The organism is Hymenobacter chitinivorans DSM 11115 (assembly GCF_002797555.1).
GTDB lineage: Bacteria > Bacteroidota > Bacteroidia > Cytophagales > Hymenobacteraceae > Hymenobacter > Hymenobacter chitinivorans.
This window is the reverse complement of record NZ_PGFA01000002.1, coordinates 263,855-284,739: the sequence shown is the minus strand read 5'-3', so window position 1 is coordinate 284,739 and position 20,885 is coordinate 263,855. Positions and strand designations below refer to the sequence as shown.

The 20,885-nt window shown below is 55.2% G+C and carries 14 protein-coding genes and 1 tRNA gene; 8 read left to right on the top strand and 7 right to left on the bottom strand.

The window, feature by feature from the left end; translation table 11 throughout:
• Positions 1–45 precede the first annotated feature (45 nt).
• From CLV45_RS14770 to CLV45_RS14760, 3 genes are read right to left on the bottom strand one after another with little or no spacing between them, the layout of a single operon-like run.
• Positions 46–582 carry a GNAT family N-acetyltransferase gene (locus CLV45_RS14770; RefSeq protein ID WP_100337242.1) on the bottom strand — a complete coding sequence of 179 codons (537 nt, stop codon included), beginning with the start codon at positions 580–582 and terminating at the stop codon, positions 46–48.
• Positions 583–608: 26 nt separating this feature from the next.
• Complete coding sequence (locus tag CLV45_RS14765; RefSeq protein ID WP_100337241.1) at positions 609–848, bottom strand: hypothetical protein; 240 nt, start codon at positions 846–848, stop codon at positions 609–611.
• A gap of 24 nt (positions 849–872) precedes the next feature.
• A complete protein-coding gene (locus tag CLV45_RS14760; RefSeq protein ID WP_100337240.1) occupies positions 873–1,505 on the bottom strand; it encodes an NAD(P)-dependent oxidoreductase in 633 nt (210 codons plus the stop codon).
• A gap of 199 nt (positions 1,506–1,704) precedes the next feature.
• Between CLV45_RS14760 and CLV45_RS14755 the strand changes: the two genes are divergently transcribed.
• The 8 genes from CLV45_RS14755 to CLV45_RS14720 all read left to right on the top strand — a co-directional run bounded on the left by CLV45_RS14755 (position 1,705) and on the right by CLV45_RS14720 (position 14,947).
• Positions 1,705–1,777, top strand: a tRNA-Gly gene (locus CLV45_RS14755).
• 311 nt (positions 1,778–2,088) lie between these two features.
• Positions 2,089–5,436, top strand: coding sequence for a helicase-related protein (locus tag CLV45_RS14750; RefSeq protein ID WP_100337239.1), 3,348 nt, complete (start codon positions 2,089–2,091; stop codon positions 5,434–5,436).
• A gap of 29 nt (positions 5,437–5,465) precedes the next feature.
• Positions 5,466–9,290 (top strand): Eco57I restriction-modification methylase domain-containing protein, encoded by a 3,825-nt coding sequence (locus tag CLV45_RS14745; RefSeq protein ID WP_157807528.1) that lies wholly within the window; start codon positions 5,466–5,468, stop codon positions 9,288–9,290.
• 30 nt (positions 9,291–9,320) lie between these two features.
• Positions 9,321–11,348: an ATP-binding protein gene (locus tag CLV45_RS14740; RefSeq protein WP_100337237.1), complete on the top strand. Its 2,028-nt coding sequence runs from the start codon at positions 9,321–9,323 to the stop codon at positions 11,346–11,348.
• Position 11,349: 1 nt separating this feature from the next.
• Positions 11,350–11,937 (top strand): hypothetical protein, encoded by a 588-nt coding sequence (locus CLV45_RS14735; RefSeq protein WP_100337236.1) that lies wholly within the window; start codon positions 11,350–11,352, stop codon positions 11,935–11,937.
• Positions 11,937–12,425: a GIY-YIG nuclease family protein gene (locus tag CLV45_RS14730; RefSeq protein WP_100337235.1), complete on the top strand. Its 489-nt coding sequence runs from the start codon at positions 11,937–11,939 to the stop codon at positions 12,423–12,425. The genes CLV45_RS14735 and CLV45_RS14730 overlap by 1 nt, the downstream gene beginning before the upstream one ends.
• A 30-nt stretch (positions 12,426–12,455) precedes the next feature.
• Positions 12,456–13,649: an McrB family protein gene (locus tag CLV45_RS14725; RefSeq protein WP_100337234.1), complete on the top strand. Its 1,194-nt coding sequence runs from the start codon at positions 12,456–12,458 to the stop codon at positions 13,647–13,649.
• A gap of 2 nt (positions 13,650–13,651) precedes the next feature.
• Positions 13,652–14,947, top strand: coding sequence for a 5-methylcytosine restriction system specificity protein McrC (locus tag CLV45_RS14720; RefSeq protein WP_100337233.1), 1,296 nt, complete (start codon positions 13,652–13,654; stop codon positions 14,945–14,947).
• On the opposite strand, the gene CLV45_RS14715 is transcribed toward CLV45_RS14720, so the two are convergent.
• The 4 genes from CLV45_RS14715 to CLV45_RS25615 form a co-directional block, all read right to left on the bottom strand.
• Entirely contained in the window at positions 14,937–16,841 is a 1,905-nt protein-coding gene (locus tag CLV45_RS14715) for a 7-cyano-7-deazaguanine synthase (RefSeq protein ID WP_157807526.1), read from the bottom strand. The two genes, CLV45_RS14720 and CLV45_RS14715, sit on opposite strands and share 11 nt — an antisense overlap.
• Entirely contained in the window at positions 16,828–17,619 is a 792-nt protein-coding gene (locus tag CLV45_RS14710) for a hypothetical protein (protein ID WP_157807524.1), read from the bottom strand. The genes CLV45_RS14715 and CLV45_RS14710 overlap by 14 nt, the downstream gene beginning before the upstream one ends.
• A 110-nt stretch (positions 17,620–17,729) precedes the next feature.
• Positions 17,730–19,097 carry a GmrSD restriction endonuclease domain-containing protein gene (locus tag CLV45_RS14705; RefSeq protein ID WP_170061871.1) on the bottom strand — a complete coding sequence of 456 codons (1,368 nt, stop codon included), beginning with the start codon at positions 19,095–19,097 and terminating at the stop codon, positions 17,730–17,732.
• 916 nt (positions 19,098–20,013) lie between these two features.
• Positions 20,014–20,277: a helix-turn-helix domain-containing protein gene (locus CLV45_RS25615; protein WP_157807522.1), complete on the bottom strand. Its 264-nt coding sequence runs from the start codon at positions 20,275–20,277 to the stop codon at positions 20,014–20,016.
• Positions 20,278–20,885 lie beyond the last annotated feature (608 nt).

The following is a 20,885-nucleotide window of genomic DNA, read 5'->3' as shown; positions in this document are numbered from 1 at the left end:
GGTGACTGGGCCGCAAAGGTAATAGGCGGCCGCAATGTGCAACGGCTACAGTCCCTTGCGCAGAATCAGGTCGGTTTGAATATCCTGTCCCACCCGAAACTCGTGCTTGCCAATTTCTTTGAACCCAAAGCGGCGGTAGAAAGCAATGGCGTGCTCATTTCGCTCCCATACACCCAGTACCACCGTGCGGCACTTGTGCTGGCGGGCTTCCTCAATAGCGCGCCGCATCAGCGAGGCCCCCAAGCCAGTACCTATCCAATCCTGCCGCACGTATAGCCGCTCAATCTCCAGCCGACCGGCCGCGTCTTTGCCTGCTTCCAAGCCCAGCGTCGAGTCCAGCCGCAGCTTGGCGTAGCCCACGGCATCCTGCTGGTGGTGAGCCAGCAGAAAGGTGGTTTGCGGGTCATTAAGCTCGACCAACTGTTTGTCGGCACTAAAGGTAGTGGCCAGAAACTCGGCCATATCCGCCGCCGAGTTATCGGCCGCAAAGGTATCGTGGAAGGTTTGACGACCGAGCTCCGCTAATTGGGCAGCTACGGCCGGGGTGCGTTTGGCAACGGTAATGCGAAGCGGTGAAGACATACAAGCAAAAGAAGAAAACGGCGGCGTTAGTCAATAACGTCGTTCTGGCGGTTGGTCCGCCGCAGGCGCCAGCCCATGCGCAGCATAAACAAGGCCCCGACAAGAAACACCAGGGTCAGGCCCGTGCGGGCCGACGTGAGCGTACCGGTTTGCCAGGCGGCAAACAAATCGGGCGAACGAAAAGCCAGGGCAATGAGTAACAGCACCCCGGCTAGCAGGTACAGGGTGCCCGTCGTACGGGAGCGACCAGCGGGAGGATAAGCCATTGGAAAAGTATTAGAAGGTCAAACTTAATAGGAAATTCCCACGGCCCGCCCCACAAAGGCATCAGTAGCCAGCTGCTTGAGCATGAACTGCGCCACGTCAGCCCGCGACACCCGCCCCTTGATTTTGGCATTGGCAAAACTCAACGCCACCTTATAGCCCCCGGTAGCCTTGCCATTGGTCAGCCCGGCGGGCCGCACAATGGTCCAGTCTAGGCCGCTGTGCTGAATCAGAGCTTCCTGCCGTTCCTTGTCGGCCATGATGTGCTTCAGAAATAGCGGCGCCACCACTTTCCCGAACAGAAACCCAACCTCATTTTTGCTGCTACCGACGCCCAAGGATGATTCGCAAATCAACCGCGGCACCCCGTACTTGCGCATGCAGTCAATGATACTCTGGGTTCCATCCGAGAGAGTAGTATCCCCGGCTTGGTTTTTCTTCACGCCCAAGGCCAGGACCACGGCTTCGTGCCCTGGTATGGCTGCTTCCACCGTTTCGGGCCGGAGCACGTCGCCCTGCACCACCCGCAGGTTCGGGTGCTTCACAGTCAGCTTGGCCGGGTCGCGCACAAAAGCCGTCACGCTAAACTGTTGGTCGAGGGCCTGCTGCACCAGTTGGCGGCCGGTAGCACCGGAAGCACCGAAAACGAGGATTTTCATAGAGCGGAAGAAAAATTCGGATGACTAACCACTGCCCGACGCCGGGTATGGTTCAGTCCTCATACGCAAGCTCCTGCCTTGGGTGGCACTTCTGACAACCCGAGCATTTGCCGCATTGCAGAAATATGAAGCCGTAGTCTGCCCATGCAGTTTCTAGTTTGCCAAATGCTGCGTACTTTTGCTTGCACCAACCCCTCCCGCGAGAGTAGCTCAGTTGGTAGAGCATCAGCTTCCCAAGCTGAGGGTCGCGAGTTCGAACCTCGTTTCTCGCTCATTCATAATCAGCCACTTAGATGCAAGTCTGGGTGGCTGATTTGGTTTTGGTTTACACAGCGGTTTACACGGCCTATATGTTATGCGCAAAACATCTTATGTATTATGAACAAACTGGTGTAGTGAAAATTAGACTATAAACTTTAGTACTGTATGAGAAGCAATTTCCGCTCTAAAGTTTTCGGAGCTTCTGTCGAAATCTAAAAGTGGCTCTTACCTCAAATTTATCAGCAGCTTGAAGTCTGAAACAATAACTTGCAGCTTGTTGGAGCGTGTTTGCATTGCGCTACGCATGATTTGCTAGAAGTTAATGACTAAGACAAAGTTCTTTACCAATCAGGACGGCAATACGCTGCTGGAAAAGCTGCGCGGCATCTTCGCGCACATGCCCGTGCAGCAGTTCGACGCACTGGTTGGTTTCTTCCGGGCTTCGGGGTGTTACCGACTGCGCGAGCTACTGGCCGACGTAGCCGAGGTGCGGATTCTAGTGGGCATCAACGTGGATAAGGCGTTGCAGAAAGCTCACGCCCAGGGCCTGCAATTAGGCAACGCTTTGCGTGCCCGACAGCAGGCCATGGACGACTTGGTGGTGGACATTCAGGAAGCCGAGTATACCAGGGAGGCGGAAGATGGCATCCGGTGGTTTGTGGAAGGTGTGGCAAGTGGGCGACTCCAGGTACGGGCGCATCCCAGCCAGCGGCTGCACTCCAAGATCTACATCTTCCGGCCCGTGCCGTTCAACGAGCACACGGCGGCATCGGTCATCACCGGGTCCAGCAACCTTACGGAGGCAGGCTTGAAGGACAACTTTGAATTCAACGTGGAGCTGCGGGACTACGACGACGTGTGCTACGCCACGAAGACGTTTCAGGACCTGTGGGATGAAAGTACGGAGCTACTGCCGGTTGACCTGAAGCAAACGGTGGCTACGCGGACCTACCTGAATGATGAGCTGACGCCCTATGAAATCTACCTGAAATGCCTGATCGAGTACTTTGGCAAGTCACTGGATGAGGAATACGGCACCGTGGCCGACTTGCTGCCGGAGAAGTTCTACAAGCTAAAGTATCAGCTGGACGCCGTGACGGACGGCTTCCGCAAGCTGCGGCAGCACCACGGCTTTTTCCTAGCCGACGTGGTTGGACTGGGTAAAACCATCGTAGGAACGCTGATTGCCAAGCGGTTTTGCCAGTTCGTCCGCTCGGCCGTGCACACGCCGCGGGTGCTGATTATTGCACCGCCCGCGCTGGTGGTCAACTGGCGCGAGGCTACTCGCGACTTCGCCCTGCAGCGCTTCGGGGCCTACGACATTCTGCCCAATGGCTCCTTGCACAAACTGCCCCACGAAGCGGAAGACTACGATTTGATTATCGTGGACGAAGCCCACAAGTTCCGTAACGACACGGCCGGGGCTTACGGGCAGCTGCAGCGCCTGTGCAAGACGCCTACCCGGCGTAAGGTATACGGCACCGATGCGCTAGAGCGCAAGCGCGTGATTCTAATTTCGGCCACCCCACTCAACAACCGGCCCGAGGACATTGCCAACCTGCTGTACCTGTTTCAGGACTCCAAGCAGTCGTCCTTGGAAGGCGTGGACAACTTGCAGCATTTTTTCCGGCAGCGCACAGACGAGTACGAGAAGCTGAAAAAAGTGTCCAAAGCCGACATGCGTGCCGGGCTACAGCGCTTGTACACCGAAATTCGAGTAAAGGTGCTGGAACAGGTGACCGTACGCCGCACCCGCACCGACCTGCTGGGCAATGAGCTGTACCGGCAGGATTTAGCGCAGCAGGGCATCGTGTTTCCGGAAGTGGGCAAGCCCATAGTGCAGCTTTACCAGCTAGAACCGGGGTTGGAAGCACTATTTGACGAAACCGTAGCGGCGCTGAGCAAGCCCGAATCCGGCACCAGCCAAACGGGCCGGCTGACCTACAACCGCTACCGGGCCATTGCCAACTTGGTCGGACCCAAAAAGGAGAAGTACAAGTACGCTGAGCGCATTTCCAACTCTTTGGAGCACATCATGCGCACGATGCTGCTCAAGCGCATGGACTCGTCGTTTCGGGCCTTTCGCTCATCGCTGCGGCGCTTCGCCGCAGCCAACGACGCCATGCTGAAGATGTTTGCCGACGGGCGTATTTACATTGCGCCGAACCTGCCCGTAACGGACTTGGTGCTGAACGACCGGCTGGATGAACTGGAACAGTTGGTGCTGGAGCGCGCCGAGCTGGACCCCAGCATTGAAGTATGCACGCCCGACGACTTCGACAAAGACTTCTTGCCCGGCCTACAAAGCGACAAAGCCTTGGTGTGGCCGCTGCTGGAGCGGTGGGAAGAATATCGCCATTTGGACCCCAAGCTCGACGCTTTCTTGGAAGCAATGGAGCCGCAATTCTTCGCCCCCGACCGCAACCCCGGCCAGAAGCTGGTCATCTTTTCGGAGGCCCGCGATACCACGCAGTACCTGGCCGAGAAACTCGCCGAGCACAGCTCGCGCCGGGTGCTGGTCATCGACTCGGCCAACCGGGAGCGGCTGATGCCCACCGTGCGGGCCAACTTCGACGCGAACGTAAAGGACGGCGAGCGGCAGCACAATTACGACATTCTGCTGGCCACCGAGGTGCTGGCCGAGGGCGTGAACCTGCACCGAGCTTCGTCCATCGTCAACTACGATACGCCCTGGAACTCCACGCGCCTAATGCAGCGCATCGGGCGCGTGAACCGCATCGGCTCAGTGGCCAAGCGCGTGTACGTGTACAACTTCTTCCCTACGGCGCAGGTCAATTCCACCATTGGGCTAGAGGCCAAGGCATACCTGAAGCTGCAGGCCTTTCACGAGGCGCTGGGCGAAGACTCCGAGGTGTATTCACCCGACGAGGAAACGCAGTCGTTCGGCATTTTCGATAAGAGCCCCGACGAAGGCCAGGACGAACGCCTGAAACGCCTGCTGTGGCTGCGCGAACAGTTCCGGCGCGACCCGGCCCTGCTCGACCGCCTGCGGCGGCTGCCGCTGCGCGCCCGCACAGGCCGCGCCCACCCCAGCCTACCCGCGCTGGCCGGCACCACCGTGTGCTACCTGCGCACCCACCGCCGCGACGGATTTTACCGCTGCACCGAGCCAGCGGCCGGCGCTTTTCCCGAGGCTGCGCCGCTGCTGGAGGAGCTGTCGTTTCTAGAGGCTGACAAGCTGCTCTTTGCCACCCACGACGAGCGACCCCAGCCGCTACCGCCTCACCACCATGAACACGTGCGCCGGGCAGCCTCGTACTTTGGCGCGGCCGTGGCGCAAGCGGCGGCGCAGCCGCTAGTGGTGCAGCGCGTGGCCCCCAACGAGCGACGGGCGCTGGACTTCCTGGCCGACTGTGTGCTGCTGCTGATGCCCGATGCACCGGCCGCCGAACGGGTGCCGTTTCGAGCGGGCCAGCTAGCCGTGGCTTCGGGGCGCTTTCAGCAGTTGCAGCGCGAGTTGAACAAGCTGCAGGCCAACCTGAAAAAGGTGCAGCTCACCAACGCCGAGCGCCTGGCCGCCGTGCGCCGCCTGCTGAGCAAGTATCCCTTGCCCGACCCGACGGAGGTGGCCCCAGCCGGCGCCGCAACGACAGCTGAGGACGGCTCGGCCACCTTGCCGCGCATTATCATTTCTGAATCGTTGGTGTAGCTTGCTGCTGCGCCTTTTACTTGTTGCTTGTGCCTACTGCTGCCGAACTAAAACCCTTTCTTCAACAACGCTACGACCGGGCAGCTTGGCTGCCGGTACTGCGGCAGCTACTGGGCCGCGAGCGGGTAGAATTTTTTGCCCAGCCCCAGCCCATTCAAAACCCCGACGCCGACCGCGTGGCGGCGGCCGTGCAGCTGGGCTACGCCGACGTGGGCGAGGCCACGCTGTTTGGAGCCAGCCAGCGGCTGGCTGTGGTGGAAGTGACGCTCAAGGCCGAAACCACTGACATAGCCCGCAATCGAGTGGGGCTACGAGCCCTTACCTATCCTTTCATCGACAACGCCGCTACCCACGGCCTACTGGTGTTTTACCACGACCCAGGCCAGCCCGATTACCGCCTGTCGTTTCAGACCCGGGCCGAGCACCGGGCCGGCAGCGCCGGAGCCGCCGAGCGCCGCCGGTACACCTTTGTACTGGGGCCGCGCGAAGCTGCTACCACGGCGGCCCAACGACTGGCTGGGCTAGGTGAGCAGGCGGGCCGCGCCACCCTGGCTGATTTGCGCAAGACGTTTTCGGTGGAGCAGCTCAGCAAGGATTTCTTCAGCGACTACCGCCGATTCTACGAGGCGTTTACCGAACATCTCTACCGGCAGTACCGACCTGAGTTTGCCACGTTGGTGAACTTGGAAGAAAACGCCAGCGCCGCCCTGCGCCGGGCGGCCGAGGAAAAGCTGATGCGCGACTACACCAAGCGCCTGCTGGGGCGGCTGGTGTTTTTGCACTTCCTGCAAAAGAAAGGCTGGATGGGCTGCCCACCCGCTACGGGCGAAGCTGCCCCCTGGGAAGGCGGCGACCCGGAGTTTTTGCTCAACCTATTCCGGCAATTTTCGCAGAACACGCCCGAGCGGTTTCACAGCCAGTGCCTGACGGAGCTGTTCTTCAACACCCTGAACCAGCCCCGGCCCGACAACCGCTTTTTCGTGCCGGGCATGGTCGCGCCGTGCCGGGTGCCTTATCTGAACGGGGGCTTGTTTGACGAAGACACGCCCAACGGGCGCAGCATCGACTTTCCCGATACGCTGTTCGAGTCGGTGCTGCTGTTTTTCGGGCGCTACAACTTCACAATCGAAGAAAACCGGCCCGATGACCACGACGTGGGCATTGACCCCGAAATGCTGGGCCACATCTTCGAGAACTTGCTGGAAGAAAACCGGGCCCGAGGCGCCATCTACACGCCCCGCGCCATCGTGCGGCACATGGCCCAGGAAAGCCTTATTGCTTACCTGGAGCAGCAGTTTGCCCACGTGCCGGCCGCCGGGGCCCGCCCGGCGCTGGCCCGCTTCGTGCGGGCCCCGCACGAGGGGCTCCCCGCCCCGCTGCGCCCCTACGCCGCCGACCTCGACCGGTACCTGCGCGAGGTCACCATCTGCGACCCAGCCATTGGCTCGGGGGCTTTCCCCATTGGGCTGCTGCAGGAGCTGTTTGCGGCCCGGTTGTATCTATACCCGTACCTGCCCGACCACCAGCGTCCGCCCTTCGTGCCGGCCGCGGTGAAGGAGCACATCATCCACCACAACATCTACGGAGTGGACGTGGACGAGGGCGCCGTGGGCATTGCCCGCCTGCGCTTCTGGCTGGCACTGGTGGTGGATGCCGACCGCCCCGTGCTGCTGCCCAACCTCGACTACAAGGTGATGCAAGGCGACTCGCTGCTGGAAAGCTTCGAGGGCATTGATTTCAGCGACCTTACGGCCCAAGCCGCCACCGGCCCCGACGACACCGTGCTGCTGGTGGAGAAAGGCCAGTTTGAGCTGGGGGCCGAGTTCAGCAAGCGCCGGCAGCCGCTGCTGGTGTTTACGGGCAAGCAGCGCACCGACCTGCTGCGCGAAATTGAAGACTACTTCGCGGCTGGCTCTGCCGATAAAAAATCGTTGCGTAGCACCATCGGCGACACCGTGGACAGCTGGCTACGGGCCGTAGTGGGCCAGGCCCGATTACAGGCTGGAGCCGAGCTGGCAGCTTACGAGGCCGAGCTACGCGGCCAGTTGGGGCCGCACTTTGCGCAGGCACTGGCTGCCCGACCCCGCAGCGTGCAGGCCCAGCGCCACCGGCAGCGCGCCCAAGCCGTGGCCGAGGCTACCGAGCGGGAGCAGCGCCTGATGAAGGTGCAGCACTCCACCGACCGGCCCTATTTTCTGTGGCACCTGTACTTCAAAAACGTGTTCGACCGGGGTGGCTTCGACATCGTTATTGCCAACCCGCCCTACATGCGGGTACAAACTAGCCAGCTCAGCCTGGCCGCCCAGAAAACGGCTTATGAAACGGCATACGAGCCCGTAGCCAAAGGCGCCTACGACCTGGCTAACCTGTTTGTGTACCTGGCCGTGGAGCGCTTACTCAACGCCCGCGGCACGGCCTGCTTTATCTTCCCGCACAAGTTCTTCAACGCAGCCGGGGCCGAAGCCTTCCGGGGCTGGCTGCTGCAAGGCCAGTACGTGAGCCGCGTGGCCCACTTCGGGTCCAACCGTGTGTTCAACGCCGCCGACACCTACGTGGCCGTAGCCCTGCTGGGCCGCCGCCGCCACGAGCAGCTTCAGCTGCTGAAGCTGCCGCCCAATACCGACCCCGCCACCTACGATGCTGTGCTGCCCCAGGATGAGAAATACCAGACAGTGACGTATGAACAGATTCGCCAATCTGCCGCTTATTACGGCTCGCCTAGCCCTTGGATTCTTTTAGACTCTGTATCAGAGTATGACCTGTTTGAATCATTCTACAAGCATGGAGCTAAACGCTTACAAGATATTGTTAACATTTTTGCTGGCTTGCAGACTAGCCATGACAAACTGTATGTACTCACCCTTGACGATGAGCAACCTATAGACACGAATTTGTATCGAGGTTACAATGAGCTGAATCCTAATATAAAATGGGAAGTCGAAAAGAAATATTGGAAACCTTTACTCAAGGGACGAGATGTTCAACGCTTCGGAAAACTTGAAAGTCGTTCCATTGTATTCTTTCCTTATGAGTTCGATTCAAGTCTAAGAACTTCAAAAGTACCTACACTTGAAGAATTAAGAACAAACAACAAATCTACGTACGAGTACCTAATTAAATATGAAGCAGAATTTAAAAACAGGGAGAAAGGCAAAGCCAGCAAATTGGCTAATTGGTATGAATATTTATACCCGAGAAATACAGACGAGTTGCTAGCAGAGCGTCCTCGGATTGTTAATATGGAAATATGCACAAGCCATCCCAATGTAGCATTTAATCCTGGTGGCTTTTACCCTGTTACTACAGTTTATACCTGGATTAAGTACCCGGATACAGATGAGAGCTATGATTACATATTGGCGTTAGCCAACAGCCGGGTCATGTGGTGGTTTCAGAAACGTACCGGTGACACGCTGCAAGGTGATGCGCGCCGTATGAAATCCAACTACCTCAACCCTTTCCCGCTGCCGCCCACGCCGGCCCCGCCCCACGCGGCGGCCGTGGAGGCATTGGTGCGAGCCCAGCGCTGGCTGCACGACGCAGACTACGCCGCCACGCCCGCCGTGCTGGGCCTCACCAACGGCACCGTAGCCGCCTACTTTCAGCAAGTGCTCGACCTGGCCGTGTGCGAGCTGTACCCCGTCCTAGCTGAGCGGATGCGTGCCCGCGAGGTGAACGTGCTGGACCTGGTAGCCCACGACGTGGAGCCGTTGCGGGGGCAAGACCCTCTTACGCCGGAGGCCATCGGGGCGGTGTATACAGCCTGGCAGCAGCCTGCCTCGGCTGTGCGCAACCGGCAGCTGCTGGCCACCACCCGCGTACCGGAGTGGCTGGGGGCCATTTTCGGGGCGTAAGGATTTCGTAATTCTTGTTAAGTAATTGATATGAAGCGTATTCAGAAGCTGCACCTGCGCAACTTCAAGGCATTTCGTGACCAGGAGTTTGATTTTACGGGCGGGCCGCACGACCCCGACGGGCGCAACGTGCTGGTGTACGGCAACAACGGGTCGGGCAAGTCGTCGGTGTTTTGGGCCTTGTACACGTTTTTGCAAAGCGTCGGCAAAACCCCGCCAACCGACATTGCCAAGTATTTCGTGCCGTTGCGCGATGGTGCGCCCGAAACGTACGAAAGCCTGCGCTACGTGTTTGCCGGTCCCGACGAGGAAGCTAGCATCAAGCTTACCTGGGCCGACCTCCCGGGTGCTGCCACCGTAACCACCCAACAGCTCGGTCTTGATAAAGCCGGCGCCGACCCGCTGAACGAGCAGCAACCGTTGTCGGTAGCCCAGCGCACCCGTACCGGCCCGGCCAGTGGCACCGATACCACGATACGGGAAGCCTTGCTCAGCTCGGATTTCATTCATTACCGGTTTCTGCAAGATTTCTACCAACGGTCAAACCGCGAAGGAGTAAATCTGTGGCCGGTATTTATGCGGGACCTGTTTCCATTTTATCAAACCCCGTTGTTCAGCACTCCCGCCGGCAATCCGCAGTACCTGGAAGAAGTGCTGCGGATTGTATTGGAGACAGCACACAGCCGCAGGCGCTGGGAGAAGAAGCCGAAAGAAGAATTTGAAGCTGATTACATAACGCGGGCCAATGAGGCTATTGGGCTATTCGTAAACAGTGTTCAGACCAACGCGAATGCATTTCTACGCGACCAATTTCTAGGTGGCGACGAAAGCCTGCAAATTGAGCTTAATTTCACCAAACAGCTCACTTTCGATTTGTTGCGTTTCGCGCCTCTTTCAGCTATCCAACGAGAGTGGCGCAACAACATAGAAGACCTTGCTATTATCTTAAGCGTAAGAGCCCTGAGGCCTGGACATTCGGAGGTGAGGCATTACAGGCCGCAATCTTTTTTGAACGAGGCACAGCTCACGCGCATTGCGTTGGCTGTTCGCCTTGGAGCACTCCTCACCCGCCCCGCCAACAGCACGCTCAAACTACTGTGCTTGGACGACCTGCTTATCAGCCTCGATATGGGCAACCGCAAACACGTGTTGGATTGGCTATTTGGCGATAATGGCAAATACTGTCAGGAATATCAGATTTTCTTCTTCACCCACGACCGGGAGTTGTATCGGATGCTGAAGCACTACATCGGCCGGCCGCATTCGGGCAAGTGGCGGGTGCTGGAGCTGGTGAACAATGAGCAATTTCCCAAGCCGCAGCCCAGCCTACTCGACGGTGACAGCAACGACCATTTCACCCAGGCCTGGCGGCGCTTTCAAGCAGAGGATTTCCCGGCGTGCGCCAACTATCTGCGCAAAGAAACAGAACGGCTTTTAAAGGAGATTCTCCCGCCCGCAGACCTCTATATGTACCCAAATGAAAAAGGGGAAACTATTCCTATGCCAATGGGTACGCAGCTCGACAAGCTACAACAGCTCTTCATTAAGCTGGGAAAAGGCGACAACATGGGTAAGCTTCATGACTTGCAGCTATTCAAACAGATTTTGCTCAATCCACTTTCCCACGATAGTTTTTCTACTACGGTGTATCAGAGCGAGCTACACACCATGTTGGTAGATACAATTCCAGAATTGCAGAAGATGCGCCGGTCAGTAGTGGCGGAGTTGCCAAGCACTGGGCAAAAGCTAATTTACTTAACTGAGACAGACTCGGAAAACACTCGTTATACCTACACCATTGAGCTATACGAAACGCTGTGGGCATATACGTTTCCCGATGGCAGCGTAGCATATTCGCATCCGGCTTGCCAAGTATTGGAGCGTATTGATGATAAAGGTAAAAAAACGGTATTCAACAAAAAGCAGGGCACTTGCGAAGGCCTTGCGGATGGGTATAGAAGAATTTGTTTCGCTCTAGGCAAAAAGCCGGAGGGAGGGGGTCAGCCTATACCACTTTTGCCAAAACCATTACACACCATCATAACTACCACTATCTGATATGCCTGCCTCCCTCCGCGTCCTCCGCTACCAACACGGTCACTTCTACGACCCCTTCACCGGCGAGCGGCTGAGCCTGGCCGAACACACGGTGTACACCCTGCTCACCGACAACGCCGCCGGTTTCGTGGTGGCCCCGCCCGTGGGCAAGCCCTTCGACCCCAGCCGCGACCCGCTGCCCACGGCGGCGCAGCAGCTGGAGCTAGCCGGCAAGGCCCACTGGCTGCTGCTACCCCGCGGCACCAAGCTGTATTTTGAGGTGCACGCGCCGGGCAGTCCCGACGAGCGGTTTGAAGTGGAACTGTACGAAGACCTTTTTCTGGTGGCACCGAACCTGAACGATTCGCCTCTGAACGCTTCGTTGCATGATTGCCGCTGCATTGCCCAGCCGCTCCGCCGGGAGTTGCCAGATTTGGTGTACGGCTCTTCGCTCAACGACGTGCTCAAGAGCACCTACGTGCATTATTTTCACAATCTGGGTAACCCCGCAGCCAACGTGTTTAAGCGCATGAAGCTGCCGGGCGGCACTACCCTCGACAAGTTGCGGCAGCAGCTGGCCTCGAATCAACCTGACCTTTTCGGCTCTTGATGCCTGCTTCTCCCCAGCAAACCTTTGCCGAACATACTGCTCAGCTTCCTGCGTTACTCGCTACTCTGGAAGCCTGCTTTCCCATAACACGGACTGAACTAGCCAAGAACATTCCCAGGGGTACGCCGGGGATTTACGCCTTCTATCATGACGACCAGCCCGTGTACGTGGGCCGCACCCGCGACCTGCGCCGTCGGCTAAGCGAGCATGGCCGCGCCAGCTCTTCGCATTACAGCGCCTCGTTTGCGTTTCTGCGGGCGCGCCGGGTGGCGGAGGCAGCGGGTCACGCAGCCGGCTTAGTTGGGCTTTCGCGACAGGCGTTGGCGCGTCACCGGGTATTCGGGCCGCTGTTTGTGGCGGAGAAGAGCACGGTGGCCGGCATGACGGTGCGCTGGGTAGTAGTGCCCGATGCCGTGACGCAGGCGCTGCTGGAAGTGTACGCGGCGTTGGAATTGAACACGCTATTCAACTCGTTTGAGACGAGTTGAATAGGGATGGTTTGAAACATTGCTCTATATATGACCATTTGGAAACTCGGATGCCGCTGGGGCTCTAAATCCGATGATACACCTTTGTTTTATCATCTATTAAAGGAGAGGCATATTGTAATCGGAGTTTGGAGCAATACTTACGAAGTAAATGATTTGGTATTTCTAACGGACGGGCATGCTGGCTTAGGCATTGCCAAAGTGCTTACAAAGCCAGTGTCTGTCCTTAACTTCCCTGATCTGAAAGAAGAATTTAAAAAGCTATGGATAGAGTATAGTGACAAACTTTTTGTAGCAGATGCTGCTATCTATGATTTGCCTCGAAGGGGCGAATTGAATTATCCTACTCAGATAGGTATTTGTCGCATCAATCCTTATAACATGCATGCGCTGGTAACTGATATTCAACAGCGTTACAATGAATTTGAGCAAATGCAGCACTTGCAGGATACGATTGATTTGCTGAAAGCTAAGGGACAAATAGTGCTGCAAGGGCCACCCGGCACCGGCAAAACCCGCATGGCTGAGCAAATAGCCGACCGATTGGCCGCAAAGCCGGCGCACCGTAAGCTGATTCAGTTTCACCCGGCATATGCTTATGAGGACTTCGTACGCGGAATTGTAGCGGATACCACTTCAGCAGGCAGCTTGCGTTACCAAGCTGAGAACAAAGTACTGGCGGAACTAGCGGAGCAGGCGGCAGCTGACTCAGGTAATGATTACGTGCTCATTATTGATGAAATCAACCGGGCCAACCTCCCCGCTGTGTTGGGGGAGTTGATCTACGCGCTTGAGAACCGAGGCAAGGAAGTCGACAGCGTGTATGGCCTGGGTGCTGATAAGAACCGAGTGCTGCGCCTGCCAAGTAACCTCTACATCATCGGTACCATGAATACGGCGGACCGGTCGGTGGGGCACATGGATTACGCCATCCGGCGGCGTTTTGCGTTTGTGACGGTACTGCCCGATGCCAACGTGGTGCCGGAGGGACCTGCGCGGCGGCTGTTTGAGCAAGTACAGCAACTGTTTGAGACGCACATGTCGCCCGAGTTCGATATGCACGATGTGCAGCCCGGACACAGCTATTTTCTGGTAAAAGACGATAGCGGACTCACGCTGCGGCAGAAATTGGAGTATGAACTACGCCCACTACTGCATGAATACTTACGCGACGGCATTTTACTGCCCACCGCTAAACAGCAGGTTAATAGCCTGGGCGCCTAACGATGCAACTGCTACCCGGGCGCGAGCATAGACCAATACCGTTGCCAGCGGACGCAGTGGTAGCGCGGTCAGAAATATTGTTCGGGGGCTCAGCTGACAAGCAGTGCTTGGTGCTGATGGGCGAAGGAAGCAGCCGCTATCTTCAACCGAGCTACTACGTGGGTGCCGACTGGCTGCAGCCAGAGAAGCTAGCCGTGCACGTGCAGCCCAAACTGAGCGGTACTGAGCACAGCGTCAATCACCTGCGGATGCTATTTGACTGCCTGCAGCACCCGGAAATAGCCGGGCTGGTTGGTCAACTGTACCATTTGGATGTAAATGCACCGTTTATCGAACTGCCTCGGCGCGACGACTTGCTCACGCCGCTGCTCGTGGGGCATTTCTTGTATTTGCTGCAGGATGTTGTCCGGCAAGGCTTGAAAAAAGGGTACAATCCGGTGGTTCGTGAGTTGCGCGGCCGAATCAAGGGGAAACTTGTGGTCGGACAAACATTACGGCAAGGAGTATTTCGCCAACGGCCGCTGTCGACGGTTTGTGCTTTCACGGAGTTCAGCGTAGATATTCCAGAGAACCGGCTGCTGAAGCAAGCTTTGCTATTTGCGAGGCGCTATTTGAGCAATTTTCCGGGCTATGTTCTTACCCTGGAGCCCCTACTGCGGTTTTGTGAACCTGCCTTTGAATTGGTGAGTGATGTGGAAGTAGTGCGGCAACAAGCCGCACCGGCTTACAATCCGCTCTACCGGGCCTACACTGACGCGTTGCGGGTAGGCTGGCTGCTGATGAAACGTTTTGGCTATTCGTTGCTGGCCGTAGCCGATGAGCACTTCAGCACCGTACGCGTTCCGCCGCACTGGATAGATATGGCGTACCTGTTTGAGTTGTACGTTTTAGGACTGTTGCGCAAGCAATTTGGCAGCAAGGCTATTCTGCACGGCCAGACACAAGCCAAAGGTTACTACGGGCTGCCCGACTTCCTGCTACCAGGCCCAGAGCCGTGGATCATTGATGCGAAATACAAGCCACGTTACCAGCGAGATCAATATATCATCGACGACATCCGACAACTGAGCGGCTACGCCCGCGATGAGGAGGTGCTCAAAAAGCTGCGGGCACATGAAAACACGGTGGTTCACTGCTTAATCATCTACCCTGATCGGCTGGACGAGCAGGACACTGAGCAGCCGGATGAACGGCCAGCGCCATGCATTCCGAGCTTGCAAGAACTCACGAAATCGAAAATTGATGGATTCAGCCGGTTCTACAAACTGGCCGTACGGCTACCTTATTTCAACGGATGATGCAGACGTGGCAGGGCCACCGGTCTTCCACCGAGGCCTTCAAGTCGCTATCCTTTGGAATTCGACGGTCAGGATCATACAGCAGAAATAACGTGTAGCCGTTGCAGTATTTGCCAAGGTCAGCAATCAGTTGATCGGTGACTTTGCTGGGTGGAGTGTTCTTGCTGAGCAGCTTGGATTCGATGTACAGTGGACGGCTGCCCCCGTTCAACTCATGGTCGGGTATCACTTTGCTGAATGAAAACGGCGTAGTTGGGCATTCGCGTAGGTACCGGTTTCTGTTACTGTTGAGCAACGCTTCCACGGCGTCGTTGAGCACGTTTTCATGTCCAGGCCGTTGGCGCTGGAAAACTAGCGGAATACCTTCCTGCATCTGCTTGCTCACCAACTCGGCTAGCTTCTCCACCTCAGGTCGTAAGAAGCTGCGGTCATTAACAAATGAATAGATGGACCTAGGTGGAATTGGTCGCAGCGGGTCCGTATGGCGCTCAAACAGTATTTTAATGCCTCGGCTAACCTTACCGCTGTGGCGGCGAAATAACTCGTAGTAAGCACTCATCTGCTCCGTTTGCTCCAGCATGGGGGTGCCTGCCGGAATCAGGTCGGCCAGCTCCGAAAAATATTCGTCGCAGAAGCCATCGAAGGAAAGCTTGTTTAGCTGAGCTGCCAGCCTCAGGTAATCATTGACATGGATAGCGGCCTCTATATTATCCTCAGGAAATGAGTCAGTGGCGAGGTCAAAATCGTACGTGGTGTCATGGTCATCTAGGCTGGCCGAAAACATGGCGAAACGCCGGTCAACGCATTGGGAGCAGTAGCCGCACTGAGTCGCGTGACTGCGATGCTCGAAACTTTTGAACGTCTTGGTGCAGGTAACAGTGGCGGCGATAAGCTCGGCTTTACCATGGTGGGCAATTAGCTCTACAACCTCGGTTTTAGTGAGGGAAACAAAAGGATGCCGCACCACGAATTCTCCACTAGCCAATAATGTATAAAACGCATTGAGTAAACGTAACGACTGGGGGTGCGTCGTGCGGCTGGCACGGCCGTTCATCAAATCTTGGCGTTTGGGCAGATTGATAGAAGTAACGCCGTTCTCAAAAATGTTGATATGACGATGGCCTACCGATTGCGCCAAGGCAAAGGCTACTGCGGTGTAGAGAAAGAAACTAGTACGCTGTGTTTCTTCGACTGCACGTTGGTGCGTCAGATGACACTCCAATGGAAAATACAACAACCGTTCAGGATAGGCAGCTCGTAGGTGTTGGTAAACCCGGGTTTGAACGTTGGTGGTTTTAGAGTTGGCCCGGTGGCTAGTCAGTATGACTTTGCCTGTCGTTCTTTCTAGTAAATCGATAATACCAGCTAACGAGTCGAGCCCACCCGAAAAGAGAGCTATTTCGGGCGAAACAGCCAAACCGTCGCCGGCCTTAACTCCGCCAGCAGGCGGAATGTTGAACAGGCGAGTCTGATGATTCGTGTTCTTGCCCTGAGAGAAGTTAAAACAGTATTCCTTGTCGCCAGATAGATAGAGCAGCACCTGGCACAAGGCAGCGGTAACAGCTGGTTGTTGCCAAAAAGCAAGGTCACGCACCGGTATATGAAAGACCAGACTACGGGCCCAATTGCTGTATTCAAACTGGCTTGGGTTGCCACGGTCGATCAGCCGGTCGGCACCATAGACGAAAGCTGCTATTTCGAGTAAATCCCGAATACGGTCATCAACCAAGTGCACTACCTGGTCGAACTGCTCGATGTCCAACGTCAGGTTCCGGGGCTGGCCAGGCACATCCACCGTGGCCAGGTGCAGAAAGCGTGGTTTGGCAGCAGCTTTCGTTTTGGCAGAAAGCGGCGCATCATTACACTGAATGATGTAAGGGTTAGCGCCGCTCACTGTGGTCGTTGTACGTTAAAGTTCGGCTCAGCTTGGTTAGCGCATAGCCCAGAAACTTGATCACTACTGCTTTAGCAGGCAGCTTCTTTTTAGCGTGGTTGGTGTACCAACCAACAGCAAATGATTCAGTGACTTTGGCGGTGTCGAGCGCCGAGGCAGTTATTTCACGAGAATGATCTTTAAGGCGAGTCGCAAATACCTCGCGGTCCACCATTGTGGCAATGCGGGCTGATGCTTCGCGCTCGAGGAAATAGCTTAGGTAGCGGCTGAGAAAGGAGCCGAAAAAAAGGTGGCTCAACTCGCTAAAACCAGCAGGGCTTGCCGCCTTACGCCACGGTTCAAAGGAGTCGGAGCTGCCGCTAAAAGCCAGTAGCTGCTGGCTCTGTTGCTGTTGAGTCCATTGCCGTACAGTATCCACCAATGCCTGAGAGGCAAAGGCACTGTATTCTTGATTAGAGGAACGAGCCTGCAGATGCTGCTTAAGCACACGGGCTAACTCCAGCGTGGTGAATTCAGCAGATAATGGCAGACCAGCAGAAGCTAGGTAAGCCAGTGGGTCGCTCTTTTTACTGGCATCGACCAGCAACAGCAAGCAGGAAAATGAATCAATAACGCCTTCGTCACGCTGCATAGCAACGAACTGTGAGGCTGCATTGCGCATCGTTGCAGATGCCAAAGCAGCCGTTGTGTCGTTGCCACCCGAGAAGGCAGTAATGCCCGTCACTACCGCTTGCCAGCGGCGGCTACGAGGCAACAGACCTACTCGTTCGTGACCCACAATAGAATATTAAATCAATAGCAATTGAAGATGGATTTTAGCTTACTTCAGCTAAGAAAGCTAAAAATACTAGAAAATACTAGCAGGACTGGAGAGCTACTATCTTAAACCTAATTTGCATCAACAAGCTTGTCTTTTTTCGCCCTGTTGAAGTAGCGTAGTACCAATTGAGCGTTTTCGGGCAAGGTCGGGCCTCCTTTGCTGTAGGGAATGATATGGTCAACTTCAGCGTCCTCGATGGTTAAGATTTGCTGTCCGGATATGGCACAAACGGGGTTTTCTTTGAAAAGCTTGGTTTTGAGCTGCGGGGAAAAAGTGCGTTGACTGTAGTTGGAGTCGCCAATGATGCGCTCAAGCATATCGAAGTAAATCCGGAAGCGGCGGCGTACGTTGTCGGTGTCCGATGTTTTGTAGCCAATGAGCAGTTGAAACTCTTCGTTTTCGGCCATTAGGTCAAGCAGGCCCTCTCGGATGAAGTCGGCGTTGCGAAGAACGTCGTTTTGCGAGTAGTTGACGAAACCAACCATCTGCAAATCGAACAGAGCCATATTTATCTGCCCTTCGGCCCACCGGCCAAGAGTGGTAGTAGTGGCAGGGATATAGCGGCGAAAGGCATTAGCCCCAAACACCGTTTTTACCAAACTTAGGCAATGCTCGAAACGCTGACGGTATTCTTTGGCCTTAGCTGGTGCTAAGTGCTGATTGTCGCGCAATTCTTTGTTACAGAACTGCATCATCGAGGACTTATAATTCAGATAAGACTTCTCCGAAACTGCCAAGAAACGGAGTATCATACCCCGGTACACCATGCGGTTACGGAAGTTCTCTTTGCGCACTAGCTCATGAAATGTAGGATTAGCCGCCAGCTCGGATAAGAGTTTGATATAGGCACCGCGGTACACAGTATTGCGAATTTCGTCCTCATTGAGCTTGGTAGAGCCAGTGTTCAGGCGCTCAAATATTTCAAATTTGATATCATCATTCGACTCCTTTTTGATGATAATGGAGTGAATAGTGGTAGTACGTATTTTGGTTTGCAATTCTCTCGACAACTGCACGAAGGTTTGACGGTTCAGCTCAGTTAGCACCGTAAGACCAGTAAGCTTGAACTCATCGCCGTTGGGGTACTTGCCGTTGACGAAGGAGAGGAATGAAGTGAGGCGCTGCTGGCCATCAATAACAGAAAAAGTACCGTCGCGTTCCTGAGCCAGGTAGATGACTGGAATAGGTACATCCATAAGGATGCTTTCAATGAGGCGGCTAGAGATGGAGGCGGAGGCCACAAAGTTGCGTTGATACTCGGGCTGAAGAATTAACTCCCCATCGGTAGTCATGCTTGAGAATTCACGAATAGAGAAGTCCTTAGCCTGCCAGATGATTTTACGCTCATCGGCGTTGACGTCCAAGACCTCGGGCTGACCTTCGTCAAGGAAATCTTCATTTTCAACGGTTTGTGGGACTATGTATAGTTCTTCCATAATTTGGTTGCGAAGAAGTTGATATGCGAAATTTGATTGACAAATGATTTTGAAAAGTATGCAATTCATTTATCTCAGGAAAGCGCATACTCTGCCAACTCATTGCATCATTTAAAAGCTTCGTGTTAAGTATAGCAGTGATAACCACTAGCTACGGGTAGAAGGCGGCAGTAACCCTAGGGCGAAGGAACCTATATGGCGTCTCTTCGCCTCATGCTAGGTTTAGAAATGCATAGCTAACAGCTATGCTGGTATGAGACCTGCGATTCATCTTAGTTGGCGAGACGAGTGAAAACGAATGACTGTTTGACCTGCTAGGCCCAAGTATTAGACTCACAATTGCTGAAATAGCTATAGCAACCAGCTTATGAGGTGCCTCAGCGTGCCTTAGAGGTGATTAATCCATAGGCTGGAGGTGGAGACCTACCACCTCGCCCACTTCCACTCGCTGCCGCAGGTGTTAGAGGGACAACTGTATAATTTAAGCTGGATAACTGCCACAAAGGCCGGGAGTTGGTAGCGTACTAGGCTGGGCTACTCAATGGGGACTTTCAACGAGACAGCCCTCACAACTCAAAAGGGAGTTGTGCTCTGTAACCAACGGCTTTGCTTTGTTTCTGACGAATCAACAAACAGACGTTTGTATTTCAGCAGGATAGCTGCCTCATGTGCAGAAGGTTGCTGTTTTACAATTACAATGATCGCCAGTTTTTAGATGCAAGTTCAAAAACATTCAACACAAGCACGTAATGCTCAAAAACATTTCATGTAAAAGCATAGATAAGCTGTCAAAAAAAAATTTACGTACCTCGGAGAGCAAGGCATCCTCATGTTAGCCCCCCCCCACTAAGCAAAGGGAAAACGCTTCCTTTTGCAGCTACGCCTTAGGAACCATAAAGTCGAAACACCCAGCCGATTAGGCATCTGGCTTTTCAGACGGAAAGGAAGTGTCGGCGACTTGCTCTATATCCAGAAGGAAATCCGAGAGAGAGGTGTGGTAGTACTGGCAAAGAGCAGCCAGGGTAGCAAGGGTTACATTCTGTCGGCGCGCCTCGATGCGGGCAATGTGGATGCCGGTGGCATCGTATACCTCTTGTAAGGTTCGCTGCTGGCTCTCGCGTAAGGCCTTGAGTCGTCGTGCAATCTCTTGTAGTAGCGACGAAGTATTCCTATCTCCCATTCAGCCGGTAAAGAATACCGACCTACCGGTCGCTCACAATGACATATATGTCATTATCACCTCCAATCTATTAACTTCGCGATATTGATACACGCACATGGCACTAACCACCACTATCACCCGCTCTTCGCCCTGGATATACAGCCACGCTTGGGACCTATTCATAGCCTTGGTGAAAACTTGGGATCCTTCCGTTTCTGACTTGCAGGAAGTGCGTGTACCGGCTTCGACTATTACCAATCTACTTCCGGCAACCGGCCGGCAGCTACTCGAAGATATTGCCTATACCAATGTCGTACACCGGGTATCATGGACAGATCCCAACGACACTCATGAAGAGCCCTCATGGATCATAAGACCGTTGTTCGACTTCATCGAATACAACCCGAAGACGCATTGCTTCGTCGCCTCCTTCAAGCCTTGGACTACAGAATGTCTAATCTCTCTTAAAGGCATTTTGGAAGCCCTCTGGAAAGAAGGCCGGCCCACGAAATCAATGGTACAGGAGCGGTTCACTAGCCTGTACGCAGGAACGAAGCTCTCGATTACGTCCGCGCCAATTAAGCGCCGTCCTGGCCGGTTTCATACCGCGTAGCTTGCCAATGACG